Here is an 18277-nt window from a genome sequence, read left to right as displayed (position 1 = left end):
GTCACACCGGGCTTTCGTTACACATGCGGGCCGGCGGCGCCGCCGGCGTGACCGTCGGCGGTCGCAGCGACAGCGTCAGTGGCACCGGCTGGCGCAGGCGCTTGCCGCGGGAATGATCGGCTCGCGGGCGCGGCGTCTCACGGTCGTGCGCCAGGGCGGTCGCACTGTGGCCCTGAACGCATTCGGGGTCCGGCCCGTCCAGCGGCAGCCCGGTGAAGAATTTCGCGGCCATGCATCCGCCCCGGCAGCTGTCGTAGTGCCCGCAGCTGCCGCAGGCACCCGCCGACTGGGGCTCACGCAGCTCGCGGAACAGCGGCGCGTTCTTCCAGACGTTGTCAAAACCATTGTCGGACACCACGTTTCCGGCTAGGAAGCGATCGTGGATGGCGAATGGGCAGGCGTAAACGTCGCCGACCGGGTCGATCAGGCACACCACGCGGCCCGCGCCGCACATGTTGAGGCCGGCCAGGGCACCGGACTGGCCGAGCGGGGCCAGGTGGAAGAAGGAGTCGCCGGTGAGCACCCGATCGCCCTTGGCGACCAACCAGTCGTAGAGCTGGACCTGTTGATCGGCGGTTGGGTGCAGCTCTTCCCAGACGTCGGCGCCGCGTCCGGACGGGCGCAGCCGGGTGATCCGCAGGGTGGCGCCGTAACGGCTTGCCAGCGCGGCGAATTCGTCGAGTTGGTCGACGTTGTGCCGGGTGACGACCACGGAGATCTTGGCGTCGGAGAACCCGGCGTTGGCCAGATTTTCCAGCGCCCGTACCGCCATGTCGAACGACCCGGGCCCGCGCACGGCATCGTTGACCTCGGCGGTGGCGCCGTCCAGCGAGATCTGGACATCGACGTAGTCGCTGGCCGCCAGTCGCGCGGCGACCTCGGGGGTGATGCGCACGCCGTTGGTGGAGAACTTCACCCCGACGTGGTGTTCGGTGGCGTAGTCGACCAATTCCCAAAAGTCCGGGCGCACAGTGGGTTCCCCGCCGCCGATGTTGACGTAGAACACCTGCATGCGTTCCAGCTCATCGATGATGTCCATGCATTGACGAGTGGACAGTTCGCGCGGATCCCGCTTGCCCGACGATGACAGGCAGTGCACACAGGCCAGGTTGCAGGCGTACGTCAGCTCCCAGGTGAGGCAGATGGGTGCATCGAGCCCGTGCTCGAACTGCTCGATCAGCCGCGGCACGGGCGCCTGCGACGGTGCGGTCATTGGTTGTCCTCCCGGGGTACCAGCATGTTGGAATCGACGAGCACACCCAGCGCATGCAGATACGGCGGCTGCCCGGCGTCATCCACGCCCGCCGCGCGGCACGCGGAGCGGATGTCGGGATGGTCGGCCAGCGACTGCACGACGGTGAGGATGGTGCGGTTCTTCAGGAACGACAGCTTGCGGGTGCCGAAGTGGTAGAGCAGCGCGCCGAACGGTTCCGGCCGAACCGCCACCTGCGGGTGCAGTCGCCAGCCGCGGTCGGGATCGAACGAGGTCGCCGCCCGATCCCGCGCGGGGGCAGGCACGGTCAGTAGACCCCGCACATGCCGTCGATGGACACCTCTTCGACCAGGGTCTCGGTGACGAGTTGGGGGTCGGTTTCGATCTCGTGGTCCACGGGGCCTTGCCTTTCGTCTGGTCTTGACAACGATGGGATCTGAGTCACACTCGCCGCCAGAATATGGCATCGAGTGCCGAAATGGAAGGGCGGGGTCAGATGATGCCGCAGTCGCGGGTGGGTAGGCGCCGGTCGACCACCCCGCACCACATCACTGACGTCGCCATCGACATGTTCAGCGCCCGTGGTTTCGCCGAGGTCAGCGTCGACGATGTCGCCCAGGCCGCCGGCATCTCGCGCCGGACCCTGTTTCGGTACTACGCGTCAAAGAACGCCATCCCCTGGGGCGACTTCGACAATCATCTTGCGCACCTGCGCGATCTGCTGGACAACGTCGAGCCGGATGTGCGCCTGGGCGATGCGCTGCGCGCTGCACTGTTGGCGTTCAACACCTTTGACGAGTCGGAAACGGCCCGGCATCGCCAGCGCATGCGGGTGATTCTGCAAACCGCTGAGCTGCAAGCCTATTCGATGACGATGTATGCCGGCTGGCGCGAGGTAATCGCCGGATTCGTGGCACGCCGCCTGGACTGCAAGACGGCCGATCTGCTGCCCCAGACCGTCGCCTGGACGATGCTCGGGGTGGCATTGTCGGCCTACGAACACTGGCTGAGCGATGAATCGGTCCCGTTGCCGGTTGCCCTGGGCAATGCCTTCGACGCGGTCGGCGCCGGACTGAACAGGCTGGACGGGTGACGGCCGAGCACCTGCTGCACACGCTGCGGTCGCAGGGCAGGTTCTGTGCCGCGTCGGGTTCGCCGATGTATGGCGAGCTGTTCGAGTTGGTCGCCGGCGACGTCGAGGCCGGCGGGGTCTTTGCGAGGGTGCTGTCCGGGCGCGAAGACACCCCCTCACGCGACGCGGTGCCGCTGCGGTTGCTGGGCGGGCTGCACCGGTTGGTGCTCGACGGCCGGGCGGCACGGCTGCGCCGCTTCTACCCCAGCACCGGGGGCGTGTGGGATGCCGGATCCGCCTGGCCGGAAATTCTGGACACCGCGGCCGCTCACGTTGACGCGCTGCGCGCGTCGCTGAGTCATCCGCCGCAGACCAACGAGGTCGGCCGATCGGCCGCGCTGATCGGCGGGTTGCTGCACATCAATCACGAGTTCGGCTTGCCGATAAGGCTTTTCGAGATCGGATCGAGCGCGGGACTGAACCTGCGGGCCGATCACTATCGCTACCGCTTCGCCGGCGGCGAGTGGGGAGCGGCCGACTCACCGGTGACCATCGACGACGCGTGGCGTGGCGCGGTGCCGCCCCGGCGCGAACTGCGGATCGCGGCGCGTCAGGGCTATGACATCGCACCCATCGACGTCGGCGGCAGCGAGGGGGAAACGACTGTGCTGAGTTACGTCTGGCCCGACCAGGAGGCCCGGCTGGCGCGGCTGCGGGGCGCCATCGAGGTTGCCCGGCGGGTGCCGGCCACACTCGAGCGGCGGTCGGCGGCCGACGCGGTCGCCGGCCTGACCCTGGCCGGCGGCGCGCTGACCGTGCTGTGGCACTCGATCACCTGGCAGTATTTGTCCGCCGACGAACGCAGCGCGGTGCGCGCTCAGCTGGACGCGCTGGCCAGGCGAGCCGACGCCAGCTCACCGTTCGCCCACCTGACGATGGAGCCCGCACGCGACGGGCCGGGCGCACCGATCAAGTTCCTGGTGCGGGCGCGCAGCTGGCCCGGCGGCGACCTGCAGACTCTCGGCGAATGCCATCCGCACGGGCCGCCGGTCGACTGGCAATAGCGTGACGCAGCCGAATTGCCGGACTAATTCCGGCAATTCGGCCACGCTCAGGTTGCACTTACTAGGTCCCCATGAAGGTCATCGGATCGTGCAGCACCCGGGTGCCGTCATGCAATCCTTCGATGGCCTCCATGTGCTCGGGGTCGAGGGTGAAGTCGAACACGTCCAGGTTCTGCGCGACGCGCTCGGGCTTGGACGAGCGCGAGACGACGACGTTGTCCAACTGCAGGTTCCACCGGACCAGCACCTGCGCCGGTGTGCGACCGTATTCGGCGGCGATCGACGTGACAACCGGTTCCTCGATCAGCCGGCCGACGCCCAGTGGGCTGTAGGACTGTGTCGTCACATCGTGCTGGGCGTGCGCCTGGCGTAGCTCGGCCTGGTTGAGGCGCGGGTGCAGCTCAACCTGGTTCACGGCGGGCACTTCGGATGTTTCCTCGATGACGTTCGCCAGCAGTTCCTCGGTGAAGTTGCAGACGCCGATCGAGCGGACGTGCCCTTCATCGCGGACCACCTTCATGCCCTCGAAGCTCTCCGCGTACTTGCCCAGCTTCGGCGCCGGCCAGTGGATCAGGTAGAGGTCGAGGTAATCCAGCCCGAGGCGGTCCAGGCTCTGCTTGCACGACTCTTGGGCGGTGTGGAAGCCCTGCTTCGAGGTGCCCAGTTTGGTGGCGACGAACAATTCCTCACGGGCGATGCCCGAGGCGGCGATCGCGCGCCCGACGGCTTCTTCGTTTCCGTAAGAGGCAGCGGTGTCGATGAGGCGGCAGCCGGCCTCCAGCGCCGCGAGTACCGAGCTTTCCGTCTCCTCATCGGACAACTTGGCTACCCCCAGGCCAAGTACAGGCATCTTCGCCTCGTCGTTGAGAGCGACGGTCGGAATCGCGCTGGCCGAGCTGTACTTCTCATCAATCACTGTCACTTGCCAATCACCTACCTGCAATTTGGATTACTGGGATTTCTGGATAAGAACGGTGATTCAGCGGCGGCCGTCGAGCCGGGCAGTGCAGCCAACCCACTGCGTTGTATGAGGTCCCCCAACACCGTTCGTTGCAGACAGTAACGGAGCCCGGCACGCGCTGCACAGAACGCGGCGATCGATGTCGGGGCAGCAAAATTCACCGCACTTCACCGCTACGCTTTTCCAGCACAATGCGTTTGGCGCTGGGAACACTGGCAATTGTGTGACCCCGGCTACATCTGTGTTTGAGTGAGGTGTATCACGATCGAAATGGCCTGTGGTACCAGGGCAATTCGAATGGAAACTACAGGGCCTCGGGTGGTTGGCACGAAAGACTTGATTGTCTAAGTGTTTTCGTTGCGCCGGGGTGCGCGCGACGTGAAATCGCTGATCCCTTATGCTCGAAAAGCGCCGAACGCACGCTAACACCGGAAGCGAGGCAAACAGGCCCAATGAGGACAATACAAGAGCTTTTCGAAATCGCTTGGCAAGCAACGCAGATCGGTGCCACCACGCTCAAGAAATCGCAACCGAGCTCGGTGCAGCACAAGGGTGACCGCGACACGGTAACCGACGTTGATCTGTCGATTCAGCGCGACATCGCCGACTATCTCGCTCAGAGCACCCACGACATCGCGCTGCTGGCCGAAGAGTCCGAGCACCAGCCCGACATCGAGACTTCCGACTGGCTGTGGGTACTCGATCCCATCGACGGGACATCCAACTTCGTACACGGCCTTCCGCTGTGTGCGGTATCACTGGCTCTGCTGCACGCAGGGCGCACGGTGGTGGCCGTCACCCACGCTCCCCTGCTCGCCAAGACCTACCACGCCATCGAAGGCAAAGGCGCGTTCATGAACGGGCAGCGGATCGCCGCCAGCGCCACCGACAGCCTCAGCGGTGCCATCGTGTCGCTCGGCGACTACGCCGTCGGCCACGACGCCGGCAGCCTCAATGCGCACCGGCTGGCGATCACCACCGAGTTGGTGCCCCGCGTCGAGCGGATCCGGATGATCGGAGCAGCAACCCTTGACCTCGCGTTCGTAGCCGAAGGCGCCCTGGACGCCTGCGTGATGATGTCCAACAAGCCGTGGGACACCGCCGCGGGGACACTCATCGCCCGCGAAGCAGGAGCGCAGCTCACCGACGCGCAGGGCAACCCGCACACTTATAAATCCGCGTCGACGATCGTCACCGCGCCCGGTATCGCCGATCAGCTCGCCACGGTGATCCGCAACATCGAGTTCTCCGGCGATCGGTACGCGGCCGCCAACGCCTGAGTGCCGGGCCGAAAAAGACGCCTCAGCCCAGTATTTCGGCGATCGGCACCGCCGCGGCGATCTTGGCGCGGACCTTCATCACCTTGCCGGGCATCCCGCCGCCGACCACGCCGACCAGGGCCCCGTCCCGCTCGTAGTAGGCCAGGAACTTGCGGCCGTCGTCTTCGACGACATGCACGACGTCGTCGGCCTCCGGCTCACCGAGGCACTGGATCTTGACGTCGTACTGGTCGCTCCAGAAGTACGGCACCACCACCACCGACGGCACCTCCCGGCCCAGCAACGCGGGCACGACGACGCGGGCCTGATCGGCGACGTTGCTCCAATGTTCCACGCGCCCTTGATGTCCCGTCGCATCGCGCCAGGACGCGACGTCACCGAGCGCCCACACGTTCGGCGCGCTGGTGCGTCCGGCCTCATCGCAGATGACGCCGTTGTCGACCTGGACTCCGCTGCCCTCGAGCCATTCGGTGGCCGGGCGCGACCCGATGCCGACGACCACGATGTCGGCGGGCAGTTCGGTGCCGTCGCTCAGCACCACCGCCTCGACCTGTGTGTCACCGCGCACCTCTGACACGCCGACGCCGAGACGAACGTCGACACCTTCGGCCCGGTGCAACCGGGCCACCAGCTCGCCGATCTGCTGACCGAGCACCGCGGCCAGCGGGGTCGGCTGCGGCTCCACCAGCACCACGTCCACGCCCAGGCTGCGTAGGCTGGCCGCCACCTCGCAGCCGATGAAGCCGGCGCCGATGACGACGGCGCGCTGGGCCGAGGACGCATGCTCGCGCAGCGCCATGCTTTCGTCGACCGACCGCAGTACGCGAATGCCCTCCAGATCGGGGATCGCCGGGATGCGCCGGGGCACCAGGCCGGTGGCGATGACGAGTTCGTCGTAGCCGAGCGTCGTCCCGTCGTCGAGGGTCACGGTCTGTGCCGCGGTGTCCAGGCTCCGCGCGGCCGACCCCAGCCGCAGCGTGATGTCGTTCTCGTCGTACCACTCACGTGGTTTCAGTGCGGTGTCGTCGACCTCTTTGCGCAGCACCTCTTTGGACAGCGGCGGGCGGTCATAGGGCAGGTGCACCTCGTCGCTGACGATCGTGATGGGTCCGGAATACTCCGAGCGGCGTAGCTGCTCGGCGGTGCGGGCGGCGGCCAATCCGCCGCCGACGATCACGATTCCGTTGCTGGCGGTTGCGTCACTACTCACGTGGTGTTCTTAGCACGATGGCCGGTCAGTACTTTAGGGCACCCTTATCCACGGGGATCTGCGTGCCGGTGACGGTGCCCGATCCGTCGCCGGCCAGCCAGGCCACCACGTCGGCTACTTCGTCGGCGGCCATAAAGCCATTGGGCTGCACCGGCATTGGCGGGAAGCTGTGCACGAAGCTGGGATGCCTGGCGAAAATCTCCATCATCGCCTCGGGCTCGATCATCGGGGTGTCCACCGAGTACGGGTGGATGGAGTTGACCCGGATGCCGAATTCGCCGAGTTCGATGGCGAGCGTGTTGGTGAGCGCGGTGAGGCCGTGCTTGCTGGCCGAATAGTGGCCGTTGCCCGGTGTGGCCTTGATGCCCGCCGACGAACTGACGACGATGATGGAACCGCCGTTTCCTGCCTCGATCATCGCCGGTACGGTGGCGCGCAAGGTACGCCAGGTACCGGTCAGGTTGACGCCGATGACCGTATCCCACTGCTCATCGGTGAGCTCCCATAGCCGGCCCCAGCTCAGCACTCCGGCGTTGGCCACCACGACGTCGAGCCGGCCGAACTGCTCGACTGTATCGGCCACCAGGTCCCGCAGCGCCGAGTCGTCGCGGACGTCGACTTCGCGGGCCAGAATCTTGCGCCCCTCGCATTCCACCAGCCGGGCGGTCTCGTCGAGATCCTCCCGGCTGGCCGGCGGGTAGGTCACGCTGGCAGAAGCCGGTGCGCAGATGTCCAGCGCGACGATGTCGGCGCCCTCGCGGGCCAGCCGCACCGCGTGCGAGCGGCCCTGCCCACGGGCGGCCCCGGTGATGAACGCCACCCGTCCCTGCAGTGATCCGGCCTGTCCAGCCACGTGTTATCCCTTCGACGCCGATAGACCAAGCCAGGCTAGCAGTGGAACTGAAACGTGTTCTAATTTACCCGGCGTTGGCCGGACAACCCCTAGATTTCGGAGATGATCGCGGCGCGCCGGCTGGTGTATTCGGCGTCGGTCAGCGCGCCACTGGCGTGCAGGTCCTTCAGCTCTTGCAGCCGCGCGGCGATCGACGGTTCGGGCGGCGTGACGACCGCTGCCGCCGTCCCGGACGCCCCGGCGGGTGCCGCAGCCGGTTGGGCGGCCGGGGCCGCCTGCTGTTCGACCGCCCGGCGCACCACCGCCTGAATCTGGGCGCGCAGCACCGGATTCGACCGGATGTCCACCATCTGATTGAGCGCCACGTTGTTGGCCTTGAGGATCTGCAGGATCTCCATCAACGGGCCGGCCTGCCCGCTCAAGTCGTAGGTCCGGTTGTCTTCGGCCACGGTGAACTGCGCGGGCACCAGGCCGTTGACCAAAGCGCTACGCTCCCAGTCGATTCGGTACTCGCTGGTGGTGGGGTTGACCAGGACCACTACCTTGCGGGCGTTGAGGTTGCCGAGCCGGGTGACGCTGGCTATCACTCGGTCTTCGCTGTCGAACGGCAAGAACCCGGGACCGGCGATGTGCAAGTGCACCTTGACGACCTGTTGGTTGTTGACCCACGTCCCCGTCTCGGTGATGCCGGTGATCTGGGCGAGCGCCAACACCCCGCTCTGCTCCAGGGCGGCCACCTTGGCCGAGGACTTGGCGCTGTAGTTCGCCAATGCGAGGGCGACCAACACGTCGGCCACGGTGACGAGCAGGCCGACATAGAACATCCACTGCAGCAGGCTGCCGAGCCCGAGAGTGAAGTACACGACCAAGAAGATCGGTCCGACCAATCCGCCGCACAGCAAAACCACCAACTGTGCCTTCAGGTATCGCGCTAACAATTGGCCCCTCCTACCGGGGGTCGGGCGGCACGATCGGCACCCGCCGCACCGACGGGCCCGCCGGTTGCGCCTGGTGTGCCGGAGCCGCCGGCGGCGGCGCGGTGCGCGCGGACACCGGCATCGCCGGGGTCGCTGAGGTCTGTGGCGGCACTTCGGTCTGCACGGCCGCGGCGGAAGTGGCGGCCGGGGTTGGTGCCGATGCCGCCGGTTGCACGGTGGTGGCCGGCGAACCCGCCGGAGCGTAGGCCGGCGTTACCACCCGTGCCGCGCCGGCCGGCATCGTGGCCGAGGCCAGCGTCGCCGATCCGGCCGGCGCCGCCGCGACCTGAGTGCCCACCGGTGCGGGCGTAGCGGCGGCCGCGGCCGGCGCCACCGCCGCAGCCAGGGGCCCTGCCGGCGCGGCCGGTGTACCCGCGGCGCCGGCGGCCACCGCCGGCACCTGTGCGGCCACCGACGCCGGGCCGGCGGCGGTCTGCAGGGGCGTGGTGTTGGCGGCCTCGGCGAAGGCGTACTGCGCCGCCCCGCCGTTCATCAACTGCACGAATTGGCTGTGGAACGCGGCCGCCTGCGCGCTGAGTGCCTGATAGACCTGGGAGTGCGCATCGAAAAGCGCCGCGATGCTCGCCGACACCTCGTCGGCGCCGGGAGCCAGCACGCCCGATGTCGGTCCCAGTGCGGCGGTGTTGGCGGAGCTGATCGTCGACCCGATCGTGGCCAGATCACCTGCGGCAGCAGCGACGAATTCGGGCGTCGCTTGAACGTACGACACCGGCACCTCCCGAGACGCTACGGTCACCGAACTGTGAGCAGATCCTAATCCAGGCGGCGTTGCTGGCGCATGATTTCTCGGCGCATCGGTCCGGGCCGATGCTGCACCAAGCACAAAGCCCGGATCGCCGATTCGGCGATCCGGGCTTTGCGGTGGTTCGAACTACTTGATGATCTTGACGACCCGGCCGGCGCCGACGGTGCGGCCACCCTCACGGATCGCGAACCGCAGACCGTCGTCCATGGCGACGGGCTGGATCAGCTTCACCGAGATGTTGGTGTTGTCACCGGGCATCACCATCTCGGTGCCCTCCGGCAACGTCACCACACCGGTCACGTCGGTGGTGCGGAAGTAGAACTGCGGGCGGTAGTTGTTGAAGAACGGCGTGTGCCGACCGCCCTCGTCCTTGGACAGGATGTAGACCTGGCCCTCGAACTCGGTGTGCGGCGTGGTGGTGCCGGGCTTGGTCACGACCTGACCGCGCTCGACGTCCTCACGCTTGATACCGCGCAGCAACAGCCCGACGTTGTCGCCGGCCTGCCCCTGGTCGAGCAGCTTGCGGAACATCTCCACACCGGTGACCGTGGTCTTGGTGCTGGTCGGCTTGATCCCGACGATCTCGACTTCCTCGTTGACGTTGATGATGCCGCGCTCGACACGACCGGTGACCACCGTGCCACGACCGGTGATGGTGAAGACGTCCTCGACAGGCATCAGGAACGGCTTCTCCGTCTCGCGGACCGGGTCCGGGATCGACTCGTCGACGGCCTCCATCAGCTGCTCGACGGACTCGACCCACTTGGCGTCGCCCTCGAGCGCCTTGAGCGCCGAGACCCGCACGACAGGGGCGTCCTCGTCGAACTCCTGGGCGGCCAGCAGTTCGCGGACCTCCATCTCGACCAGCTCGAGCAGCTCCTCGTCGTCGACCATGTCGGCCTTGTTCAGGGCGACCAGGATGTAGGGCACACCGACCTGACGGGCCAGCAGCACGTGCTCACGGGTCTGCGGCATCGGTCCGTCCGTGGCCGCGACCACCAGAATCGCGCCGTCCATCTGGGCCGCACCGGTGATCATGTTCTTGATGTAGTCGGCGTGACCCGGGGCGTCGACGTGGGCGTAGTGACGCTTCTCGGTCTGGTACTCCACGTGGGAGATGTTGATGGTGATACCGCGCTGACGCTCCTCGGGCGCGTTGTCGATCTGGTCGAATGCGCGCGACTCGTTCAGGTTGGGGTACTTGTCGTGCAGAACCTTGGTGATAGCCGCGGTCAGCGTGGTCTTGCCGTGGTCAACGTGACCAATGGTCCCGATGTTGACGTGCGGCTTCGTCCGCTCGAACTTCGCCTTCGCCACTTCTGTGTCCTCCTGGACTAGTTGGTGCTTGTTAAAGCAGTGTTGGTGTTTTCAGTTGTGCCGCGCCCAAGGCATTGACCCGGCAAGAGTACTCCGAGGGTTTTCTACTGACCCGTCGCCTTCGCGATGATCTCCTTCGACACGTTCGCCGGAACTTCGGCGTACGAGTCGAAGACCATGGAGTAGTTCGCCCGGCCTTGGGTCTTGGACCGCAGGTCGCCGACGTAGCCGAACATCTCCGACAGCGGCACATGCGCCTTGACCACGCGCGCACCGCTCCGCTCCTCCATGGCCTGGATTTGGCCACGGCGGGAGTTCAAGTCGCCGATCACGTCGCCCATGTAGTCCTCGGGCGTGGTGACCTCGACGGCCATGATCGGTTCCAGGATGACTGGCTGCGCTTGCTGCGCAGCCTTTTTCAGCACCTGGGAACCGGCGATCTTGAAGGCCATTTCCGACGAGTCGACCTCGTGGAACGCACCGTCGAGCAGGGTGACCTTCATGTTCACCAGCGGGTAGCCGGCCAGCACGCCGTATTGCATGGCGTCCTGCGCGCCCGCGTCCACCGACGGGATGTACTCCCGCGGGATGCGCCCACCGGTGACCTTGTTCTCGAACTCGTAGGTCGCCCCGTCTTCGCCGGTGAACGGCTCGAGGTTGATGATGACCTTCGCGAACTGGCCCGAGCCGCCCGTCTGCTTCTTGTGGGTGAACTCGACGTTCTGCACGGCGCGCCGGATGGTCTCCTTGTAGGCCACCTGCGGCTTACCGACGTTGGCCTCGACCTTGAACTCGCGGCGCATCCGGTCCACCAGGATGTCCAGGTGCAGCTCGCCCATTCCGCCGATCACGGTCTGGCCGGTCTCCTGGTCCAGGTGCACCTTGAAGGTCGGGTCCTCCTCGGCGAGCTTCTGGATCGACAGCGACAGCTTCTCCTGGTCGCTCTTGGTCTTGGGCTCGATGGCCACCTCGATGACCGGGTCCGGGAAGGTCATCGACTCCAGCACGATCTGCTGGTTCGGGTCGCTCAGGGTGTCACCGGTGGTGGTGTCCTTGAGCCCGATCACCGCGTAGATGTGACCGGCCGAGGCGGTCTCCACCGGGTTCTCCTTGTTGGAGTGCATCTGGAACAGCTTGCCCAGCCGCTCCTTTTTGCCCTTGGTGGCGTTGATGACCTGGCTGCCGGAGTCGACCTTGCCCGAGTACACCCGCACGTAGGTCAACTTGCCGAAGAACGGGTGCGTCGCGACCTTGAAGGCCAGCGCGGAGAACGGCTCGTCGGTCGACGGGTTGCGGGTGATCAACTCCTCCTCTTTGCCGGGCACATGGCCTTCGGCGGGCAGCACGTCAAGCGGCGAGGGCAGGTAGTCGATGACGGCGTCCAGCATCGGCTGCACGCCCTTGTTCTTGAACGCGCTGCCGCAGAGCACCGGGTAGGCCTCCGAGCTGATGGTCAGCTTGCGGATCGCGCCCTTGATCTCCTCGACGGTGAGTTCTTCGCCGCCGAGGTACTTCTCCAGCAGCGCCTCGTCGGTCTCGGCGACGGCCTCGAGCAGCTTGGTGCGGTATTCCTCGGCCGTCTCGGCGAGCTCTGCCGGGATCTCGATGGTGTCGTAGGTCTCGCCGAGCTTCGTCTCGCCGCGCCATACCTTGGCGTTCATCTCGACCAGGTCGACAATGCCTTCGAAGTCGCCTTCTGAGCCCACGGGCAGCTGGATCGGGATCACGTGGGCGCCGAGCCGCTCCTCCATGGTCTTGACGGAGAAGTAGAAGTCGGCGCCGATCTTGTCCATCTTGTTGACGAAGCAGATCCGCGGGACGTTGTACTTGTCGGCCTGTCGCCAGACCTGCTCGGACTGCGGCTCGACACCCTCCTTGCCGTCGAAGACGGCCACAGCACCGTCGAGCACCCGCAGGCTGCGCTCCACCTCGACGGTGAAGTCGACGTGCCCGGGGGTGTCGATGATGTTGATCTGGTTGCCTTTCCAGAACGTGGTGGTAGCCGCGGAGGTGATGGTGATCCCCCGCTCCTGCTCCTGCTCCATCCAGTCCATGGTGGCGGCGCCGTCGTGCACCTCACCGATCTTGTAGCTGATACCGGTGTAGTAGAGGATGCGCTCGGTCGTCGTCGTCTTGCCGGCGTCGATGTGCGCCATGATGCCGATGTTGCGGACCTTCGTGAGGTCGGTCAGCACGTCCTTCTGTGCCACAGAAGTCTTCCCACTCTTTCGGTTACTTAGTTAGTTCGCTATCGGTCGCGCCCGGCGTGTTCGCCGGCGCCTATCACCAGCGATAGTGCGCAAAGGCGCGGTTTGCCTCGGCCATCTTGTGGGTGTCCTCGCGTCGCTTGACGGCGGCACCCAGGCCGTTGCTGGCGTCGAGGATCTCGTTCGCCAGCCGCTCGACCATGGTCTTCTCCCGGCGTTGCTTGGAGAAGCTGACCAGCCAACGCAGAGCCAGCGTCACCGAGCGGTCCGGTCGCACCTCGACCGGGACCTGATACGTCGCACCACCCACGCGGCGGCTGCGCACCTCGAGGGAGGGCTTGACGTTGTCCATGGCGCGCTTGAGAGTGATCACGGGATCGGTGCCCGTCTTCTCACGAGCTTGTTCGAGCGCTCCATAAACAATGCGTTCGGCCAGCGATTTCTTCCCGTCCAGCAAAACTTTGTTGACGAGCTGCGTGACCAGCTGCGATCCGTAGACCGGGTCGTTCACCAGCGGGCGCTTCGGCGCGGGCCCCTTGCGTGGCATCAGCTCTTCTCCTTCTTGGCGCCGTAGCGGCTGCGAGCCTGCTTGCGGTTCTTCACACCCTGGGTGTCGAGCGAGCCGCGAATGATCTTGTACCGGACACCGGGCAGGTCCTTGACTCGCCCGCCACGCACCAGCACCATCGAGTGCTCCTGCAGGTTGTGCCCCTCGCCCGGGATGTAGGCGGTGACCTCAACCTGGCTGGTCAGCTTGACGCGGGCGACCTTCCGAAGCGCCGAGTTCGGCTTCTTCGGGGTGGTGGTGTACACGCGGGTGCATACGCCACGGCGCTGCGGGCTGCCCTTCAGGGCCGCGGTCTTGACCTTGGCGACCTTGTCGCGGCGACCCTTGCGGACCAGCTGCTGAATGGTTGGCATCTACCGGCTTTCTGTATTCGTGTTCGGCATTTTTCTAGCGTCTTCAAGTCTGTGTACTGCAGTTATGTCCGGCCGAGTCACCCCGCGTCCGGGTGTGTCGCATGCGCCGCGCATCGGACTCAGTCCGATGCATCGTGGACACGCGAATTCGCCCGGCATCCACTCCCTTACGGTTAGGCGCCGTAAGCCGCCAGGCACGAGGGACCACAATACCCGCCGCTGGTCTCGCAGGTCAAAGCGACGGCGGCGCCGATCAACTAGAACCGGGCGCCGTCAACCGCGGTGCGCCGTTCCACGCCCGCCGCCAGGCGCAGCACCATGTCGGAGAACAACGCGTCGGTGTCGATGTCGTCCATTACACCAGTCATTTCCAGCAAAACGAAGCCGTGCAGGGCGGACCAGAACTCCAGGGCGGCGTGGAAGGCCGCGTCGCCGTCGAGACCGTAGGAGGACAGCACGGCGATCACCGGTGCGGCCGCCCCGCGGGTCGCGGCGGTGTATTCCGGATCGTCGCCGCCCAACGGCATCCGGGTGAAGGCCGAGTAGCGGCCCGGGTGGTGGTGCGCATAGCTGCGGTAGGCGCCCGCCATCACCAGCACCGCGTCGTCGCGGGCCCGGCCCTCGCCGACCCGGTTGAGCATGGTGATGATGTCGTCGATAACGCGTATCCGCACCGCGCGACGCAGGTCTTCCAGGCTGTCGACGTGGTTGTACAGCGACGGTCCCTTGGTGCCCAACTGCGTCGCCAGCGCATTGATGGTCAGCGCGTCCCAGCCCTCGCGATCCAAGAACGTCAGGGCACCATCGATGATCCCGTCGCGGCTCAGCTTGGCCGGGCGCGAGGCGGGCCGTCCCGCGCGTGGGCGCCCCGGCGCCGACGGCGGATCCGGTGGAGCTGCCATGGCGGTCGCCCTTCGATTGCATGAACGGGTTGCGGTTAACTAATGACTCTAGTTGACGCCTGTTCAGACATGAATCTCCCCAGAGGGATATGAGCGCCCGGCGAAGGGAAATAAAGTCTGCCATCGGGCAGGCGAATGCACGTAATGTCATGCTTGCCTCGTTTCGAGCAGCCGACCCGTCCAAAGGGGGCCCGCAGTGAAGTGGACAACTATCGCCGGGTCAGTGGCCACCTGTGTGATCGCCGCCGTCGCCACCGCCCCGGCGATCGCGCAGGCCAAGAACGGCGACACCCACGTCATCGGGCAGAACGTCGAGCAGACGATCGACTGCAACGACGCAACGCTGATGGTCAACGGCACCAGCATCACCGTCACCGCGCTGGGCAACTGTTATGCCGTCACAGTGATGGGCTCGTCGAACACCGTGATCGCCGACTCGGTTTCGCACGACATCACCGTGTACGGCTACAACCAGACGGTGTTCTACAAGAGCGGTCAGCCCGCCCTGTGGGACCGCGGCCGCGAACTGGGCATGACCAACCGGCTCCAGCAGGTGCCGGGCTAAACCACTGCAGCACAACATCATCCAATCGAGGGGAATCGAGGAACCATGCCCGCCTTCATCTCTGACCGTTCGCTGCGCTTGGCCGTACTCGCCGTGACACCGGCCGCTGCGGCCGTGGTGCTGGCCGGCTGCAGTTCGACGGCCAACCCGCCGGCGGGCACGTCGACGACCACGACGACGAGCACCGCGACAACCAGTGCGGGCGCGGCGCCGACGACGGGATCGAGCGGGGCGAGCACCACCGCGTCAATCGAGATCGGAAACACGATCAACTACGGATCGATGGGCACCACCAGCACCCTCGACTGCGCCAACGGCAAGTCACTGAACGTCGGCGGCTCCGACAACACGCTGACCATCACCGGCACCTGCGAGACGGCCACTGTCAGCGGGACCAACAACAAGATCACCTTCGACAAGGTCAACACCCGCATCACCGTGCTGGGCATGAACAACACCATCACCTACAAAGACGGTGACCCCAAGGTCGACAAGATCGGCCAGAGCAACACGATCAACAAGGGCAGCTGACCGGCCCCGACTAGCCGGCCGGCGTCCCGTGCCGGCCGGCGCCCGCCGCGAAGCGCCCGGCCCCTTCGTTGGCCTCGGCGGCCACCCGTGAGATGCTGGCGAATTCGAAGTCGAGCGCGTCCGATTCCGTTGTCCCCCATTGGTTTAGCGCTGAGGCCCGATCTGAGCGCAGGCATTGCTGGGGCAGCGCGGCCAGCTGCGCGGCTAACTCCTCTGCGGACTGGCGCGCTTGACCTTTGGGCACCACCCGGTTCGCCAGCCCGATGGCCTGGGCTTCGTCGGCGGCCACCGCGCGGCCGGTGAGGATCATGTCCATCGCGCGACTGTGGCCGATCAGCCGGGGCAACCGCACGGTGCCACCGTCGATCAGGGGCACCCCCCAGCGCCGGCAGAACACCCCGAACACCGCGTCCTCCTCGGCCACTCGCAGGTCACACCAGATGGCAAGTTCCAGGCCTCCGGCGACGGCGTAGCCGCTGACGGCGGCGATCACGGGTTTGGACAGCACCATCCGGGTCGGGCCCATCGGGCCAGGGCCGGTGCGGTGCACGGCGTTGGCATCGGCCGTACCGAACGCCTTCAAATCGGCTCCCGCGCAAAACGTTCCACCATCGCCCCACAGCACGGCCACCGATGCGGTGTCGTCCTGGTCGAACTCCTCGAACGCCGCATACAACGCGGCGGCCGTCGGGCCGTTGACCGCGTTGCGCGCCGCGGGCCGGTTGATGATCACCGTGGTCACCGGGCCGTTGCGTTCGATACGCACCGGATCGCTCATGTCGCCTCCGCAAATAGTGGTTCGCGCCGCTTGAGCAACTCAGCGGCAAAGTCGTGATAGGCCGCCCGCAACCGGGCTCCCGGCCAATCGGCCGGCAGCAGCTCGTCGGGCAGCACCGGGTCGCTGAGCAGGTGGCGCACCGTTGCCGCGGCCACCACGAAACGGCCGGGAATGTCGGGCGCAGCGGACATCTCGTCGAGCAACCGATGGCCGGTCTGCGCCCAGGAGGGCAGGTCCCACAGCTGGGCGGCCAGTTCGGCGGGGTGGTCATCGCGCGCCCGCAACACCCGCGCCTGCTCCGTCACATCGGGGTCGAGCCCTGCGTCGATGTTGTCGGGGCGCAGCCACACCCCTTCGCGCAGCTCACCGAAGCGCTTGTCGCGCAAGGTGGTTCGCAGTGCAGCGCGGGTTCGCGCGTCTTTTCCGACGCTGGTGACGATGAGGGTGACCCACTCCCCGTTCCAAGGGCGGACGCGCGGATCGATGGCATTGTCCTGGCGCCGCTGCCGGGCCAACAGGCGATCCGAGAGCCGATAGCCGTCGGCGGAGCGGATCAGATCGCCGGCGCCGACCATGCGGGTCAGCGCCACCCGCAGTGTCGACTCCTTGATACCGAAATCAGAAGTGAGCCTGACCAATTCGTTGGCCCGCGCGTGCGCGGGGTGAGCGCCGAGCAGCACGCTGAGCACCACCGACCGGGCAGTCATATCCGGCATGGCTACACTCCGGATGCGCGGCGGCCGTGGTCGCCGAACGGTTCATCGCGATGCCGCACCGCCTCACGGAATCCGTGTTCGACCGCGTCGGCGACGAAGGCGTGCCCCTCGGGCGTGTGCCGTGCGACGCCGTCGAAGACCGTGCTGACCATTCGGCTGGTCGCCACGCCCTGTTGCAGCAGAGCGGAATTCAGCGCCAGCTTGACCATGATCAGCTGGTTGACCGGCACCGCGGCGATCCGCTCGACCAGCCGCTCGGTGCGTTCGTCGAGGTCCGCCGGATCCGGCGCTTCGACTGCCCAGCCCCACTCGGCGGCCTGCGCACCGGTGATGCAATCACCGGTGAACAACAGCCTTTTCGCGCGCTGATCGCCCAGGCGGTGCGCCCACAGGCCGGCCGCCGGCACGCCCCACACCCGGGTCGGCGGATAACCGATCTTGGCGTCGGCCGCGGCAATCACCTGGTCGGCGTGCAGCGCGATGTCGGTGCCGCCGGCCACGCAGTAGCCGTGGATCTTGACCACCGTCGGCTTGTCGGCGTGCATGAGACTGGAAAAGCCCCGCACGAAACGACTCATCATCTGGTAGTCGATCATCGGGTCCCACGGCTGATCCGCCAGATGGTTGACCGCCTGGGTTTTACCGTCCAGCACGGTGCCCTGGTACGCCCCGGTGCCGCCAGCCGAGCCGGTGCGGTCGGCGTAGGCGCTCAAATCGAAGCCCGCGCAGAACCCCTCGCCGCGGCCGGACACCAGGATGACGTGCACATTCGGATCGAGGTCGGCGCGCTCCACCAGGGCCGAGAGCTCCAGCGGGGTATCCGCGACGATCGCGTTGCCCTTTTCCGGCCGGTTGAACGTGATGCGCGCAACCCGATCGGTGACCTGGTAGGTCATCGTTTTGAGGTTGTCGAAGTCGACCGGCCTGATCGCGTGGGTCATTTT

General features: G+C 66.4%; 21 protein-coding genes. 5 read left to right on the top strand and 16 right to left on the bottom strand.

All coding sequences use genetic code 11. The features are described 5' to 3' along the window. Window position 1: 1 nt before the first annotated feature. From mftC to mftA, 3 genes are read right to left on the bottom strand one after another with little or no spacing between them, the layout of a single operon-like run. On the bottom strand, window positions 2–1213 hold the full coding sequence (mftC, locus tag A5625_RS22520; protein ID WP_066999253.1) for a mycofactocin radical SAM maturase: 1212 nt from the start codon (window positions 1211–1213) through the stop codon (window positions 2–4). Further along, entirely contained in the window at window positions 1210–1536 is a 327-nt protein-coding gene (gene mftB, locus A5625_RS22515; RefSeq protein WP_197516188.1) for a mycofactocin biosynthesis chaperone MftB, read from the bottom strand. The genes mftC and mftB overlap by 4 nt, the downstream gene beginning before the upstream one ends. Continuing rightward, a complete protein-coding gene (gene mftA, locus A5625_RS22510) occupies window positions 1521–1610 on the bottom strand; it encodes a mycofactocin precursor MftA (protein WP_066999247.1) in 90 nt (29 codons plus the stop codon). The genes mftB and mftA overlap by 16 nt, the downstream gene beginning before the upstream one ends. Window positions 1611–1709: 99 nt before the next feature. On the opposite strand from mftA, the gene mftR reads away from it, so the two are divergent. Both mftR and A5625_RS22500 read left to right on the top strand, forming a co-directional pair. Beyond that, window positions 1710–2306, top strand: a complete 597-nt coding sequence (mftR, locus tag A5625_RS22505; RefSeq protein ID WP_197516192.1) for a mycofactocin system transcriptional regulator — start codon at window positions 1710–1712, stop codon at window positions 2304–2306. Further along, on the top strand, window positions 2303–3349 hold the full coding sequence (locus A5625_RS22500; RefSeq protein WP_066999245.1) for a DUF2332 domain-containing protein: 1047 nt from the start codon (window positions 2303–2305) through the stop codon (window positions 3347–3349). The genes mftR and A5625_RS22500 overlap by 4 nt, the downstream gene beginning before the upstream one ends. Window positions 3350–3410: 61 nt before the next feature. Here the strand turns inward: A5625_RS22500 and A5625_RS22495 are convergent, their stop codons facing one another. Next, complete coding sequence (locus tag A5625_RS22495; protein WP_082984510.1) at window positions 3411–4271, bottom strand: aldo/keto reductase; 861 nt, start codon at window positions 4269–4271, stop codon at window positions 3411–3413. 491 nt (window positions 4272–4762) lie between these two features. Here A5625_RS22495 and A5625_RS22490 point away from each other — a divergent pair, with 491 nt between their 5' ends. After that, window positions 4763–5590: an inositol monophosphatase family protein gene (locus A5625_RS22490; RefSeq protein ID WP_066999242.1), complete on the top strand. Its 828-nt coding sequence runs from the start codon at window positions 4763–4765 to the stop codon at window positions 5588–5590. Window positions 5591–5612: 22 nt separating this feature from the next. On the opposite strand, the gene A5625_RS22485 is transcribed toward A5625_RS22490, so the two are convergent. From A5625_RS22485 to A5625_RS22445, 9 genes are all read right to left on the bottom strand, one after another. Further along, entirely contained in the window at window positions 5613–6800 is a 1188-nt protein-coding gene (locus A5625_RS22485) for an NAD(P)/FAD-dependent oxidoreductase (protein ID WP_066999239.1), read from the bottom strand. Window positions 6801–6825: 25 nt separating this feature from the next. Beyond that, the gene (locus A5625_RS22480; RefSeq protein WP_066999236.1) at window positions 6826–7653 is read right to left on the bottom strand and encodes a mycofactocin-coupled SDR family oxidoreductase; all 828 of its coding nucleotides are present in this window, start codon (window positions 7651–7653) and stop codon (window positions 6826–6828) included. Between the two features lie 89 nt (window positions 7654–7742). Beyond that, window positions 7743–8591 (bottom strand): SHOCT domain-containing protein, encoded by an 849-nt coding sequence (locus A5625_RS22475; protein ID WP_066999233.1) that lies wholly within the window; start codon window positions 8589–8591, stop codon window positions 7743–7745. Window positions 8592–8601: 10 nt separating this feature from the next. Next, a complete protein-coding gene (locus A5625_RS22470) occupies window positions 8602–9387 on the bottom strand; it encodes a PE family protein (RefSeq protein WP_232003785.1) in 786 nt (261 codons plus the stop codon). 135 nt (window positions 9388–9522) lie between these two features. Then, complete coding sequence (tuf, locus tag A5625_RS22465) at window positions 9523–10713, bottom strand: elongation factor Tu (RefSeq protein ID WP_044483827.1); 1191 nt, start codon at window positions 10711–10713, stop codon at window positions 9523–9525. A gap of 104 nt (window positions 10714–10817) precedes the next feature. After that, the gene (fusA, locus tag A5625_RS22460; protein WP_066999227.1) at window positions 10818–12923 is read right to left on the bottom strand and encodes an elongation factor G; all 2106 of its coding nucleotides are present in this window, start codon (window positions 12921–12923) and stop codon (window positions 10818–10820) included. A gap of 73 nt (window positions 12924–12996) precedes the next feature. Then, on the bottom strand, window positions 12997–13467 hold the full coding sequence (gene rpsG / locus A5625_RS22455; RefSeq protein WP_066999224.1) for a 30S ribosomal protein S7: 471 nt from the start codon (window positions 13465–13467) through the stop codon (window positions 12997–12999). Beyond that, window positions 13467–13841 carry a 30S ribosomal protein S12 gene (gene rpsL, locus A5625_RS22450; RefSeq protein ID WP_007767794.1) on the bottom strand — a complete coding sequence of 125 codons (375 nt, stop codon included), beginning with the start codon at window positions 13839–13841 and terminating at the stop codon, window positions 13467–13469. The genes rpsG and rpsL overlap by 1 nt, the downstream gene beginning before the upstream one ends. A 257-nt stretch (window positions 13842–14098) precedes the next feature. Next, window positions 14099–14743: a TetR/AcrR family transcriptional regulator gene (locus tag A5625_RS22445; protein ID WP_066999197.1), complete on the bottom strand. Its 645-nt coding sequence runs from the start codon at window positions 14741–14743 to the stop codon at window positions 14099–14101. 196 nt (window positions 14744–14939) lie between these two features. Here A5625_RS22445 and A5625_RS22440 point away from each other — a divergent pair, with 196 nt between their 5' ends. Together A5625_RS22440 and A5625_RS22435 are read left to right on the top strand one after the other, a co-directional pair. Continuing rightward, window positions 14940–15308, top strand: coding sequence for a DUF3060 domain-containing protein (locus A5625_RS22440; RefSeq protein WP_066999194.1), 369 nt, complete (start codon window positions 14940–14942; stop codon window positions 15306–15308). A 45-nt stretch (window positions 15309–15353) separates the two neighbouring features. Further along, window positions 15354–15839, top strand: a complete 486-nt coding sequence (locus tag A5625_RS22435) for a DUF3060 domain-containing protein (RefSeq protein WP_066999191.1) — start codon at window positions 15354–15356, stop codon at window positions 15837–15839. Window positions 15840–15849: 10 nt separating this feature from the next. Here the strand turns inward: A5625_RS22435 and A5625_RS22430 are convergent, their stop codons facing one another. Genes A5625_RS22430 through A5625_RS22420 form a run of 3 tightly spaced genes read right to left on the bottom strand, consistent with a single transcriptional unit; the run spans window position 15850 to window position 18274 of the window. Further along, a complete protein-coding gene (locus A5625_RS22430; protein WP_066999188.1) occupies window positions 15850–16617 on the bottom strand; it encodes a crotonase/enoyl-CoA hydratase family protein in 768 nt (255 codons plus the stop codon). Beyond that, window positions 16614–17333, bottom strand: coding sequence for a PaaX family transcriptional regulator C-terminal domain-containing protein (locus tag A5625_RS22425; protein ID WP_066999185.1), 720 nt, complete (start codon window positions 17331–17333; stop codon window positions 16614–16616). The genes A5625_RS22430 and A5625_RS22425 overlap by 4 nt, the downstream gene beginning before the upstream one ends. Before the next feature lie 2 nt (window positions 17334–17335). Continuing rightward, window positions 17336–18274 (bottom strand): crotonase/enoyl-CoA hydratase family protein, encoded by a 939-nt coding sequence (locus A5625_RS22420; protein ID WP_066999182.1) that lies wholly within the window; start codon window positions 18272–18274, stop codon window positions 17336–17338. Window positions 18275–18277: the final 3 nt, after the last annotated feature.

It is taken from the genome of Mycobacterium sp. 1465703.0 (assembly GCF_001672975.1).
Classification (GTDB): Bacteria; Actinomycetota; Actinomycetes; order Mycobacteriales; family Mycobacteriaceae; genus Mycobacterium.
The sequence above is the reverse complement of the archived record's forward strand: the minus strand, read 5'-3'. Positions and strand labels throughout refer to the sequence as shown.

Excerpts from the sequence above, each read along its gene's own strand:
- mftC (WP_066999253.1), bottom strand. The coding sequence starts at position 1,213 with ATGACCGCACCGTCGCAGGCGCCCGTGCCGCGGCTGATCGAGCAGTTC.
- mftR (WP_197516192.1), top strand. The coding sequence starts at position 1,710 with ATGATGCCGCAGTCGCGGGTGGGTAGGCGCCGGTCGACCACCCCGCAC.
- A5625_RS22490 (WP_066999242.1), top strand. The coding sequence starts at position 4,763 with ATGAGGACAATACAAGAGCTTTTCGAAATCGCTTGGCAAGCAACGCAG.
- rpsG (WP_066999224.1), bottom strand. The coding sequence starts at position 13,467 with ATGCCACGCAAGGGGCCCGCGCCGAAGCGCCCGCTGGTGAACGACCCG.
- rpsL (WP_007767794.1), bottom strand. The coding sequence starts at position 13,841 with ATGCCAACCATTCAGCAGCTGGTCCGCAAGGGTCGCCGCGACAAGGTC.
- A5625_RS22445 (WP_066999197.1), bottom strand. The coding sequence starts at position 14,743 with ATGGCAGCTCCACCGGATCCGCCGTCGGCGCCGGGGCGCCCACGCGCG.
- A5625_RS22435 (WP_066999191.1), top strand. The coding sequence starts at position 15,354 with ATGCCCGCCTTCATCTCTGACCGTTCGCTGCGCTTGGCCGTACTCGCC.
- A5625_RS22430 (WP_066999188.1), bottom strand. The coding sequence starts at position 16,617 with ATGAGCGATCCGGTGCGTATCGAACGCAACGGCCCGGTGACCACGGTG.
- A5625_RS22425 (WP_066999185.1), bottom strand. The coding sequence starts at position 17,333 with ATGCCGGATATGACTGCCCGGTCGGTGGTGCTCAGCGTGCTGCTCGGC.
- A5625_RS22420 (WP_066999182.1), bottom strand. The coding sequence starts at position 18,274 with ATGACCCACGCGATCAGGCCGGTCGACTTCGACAACCTCAAAACGATG.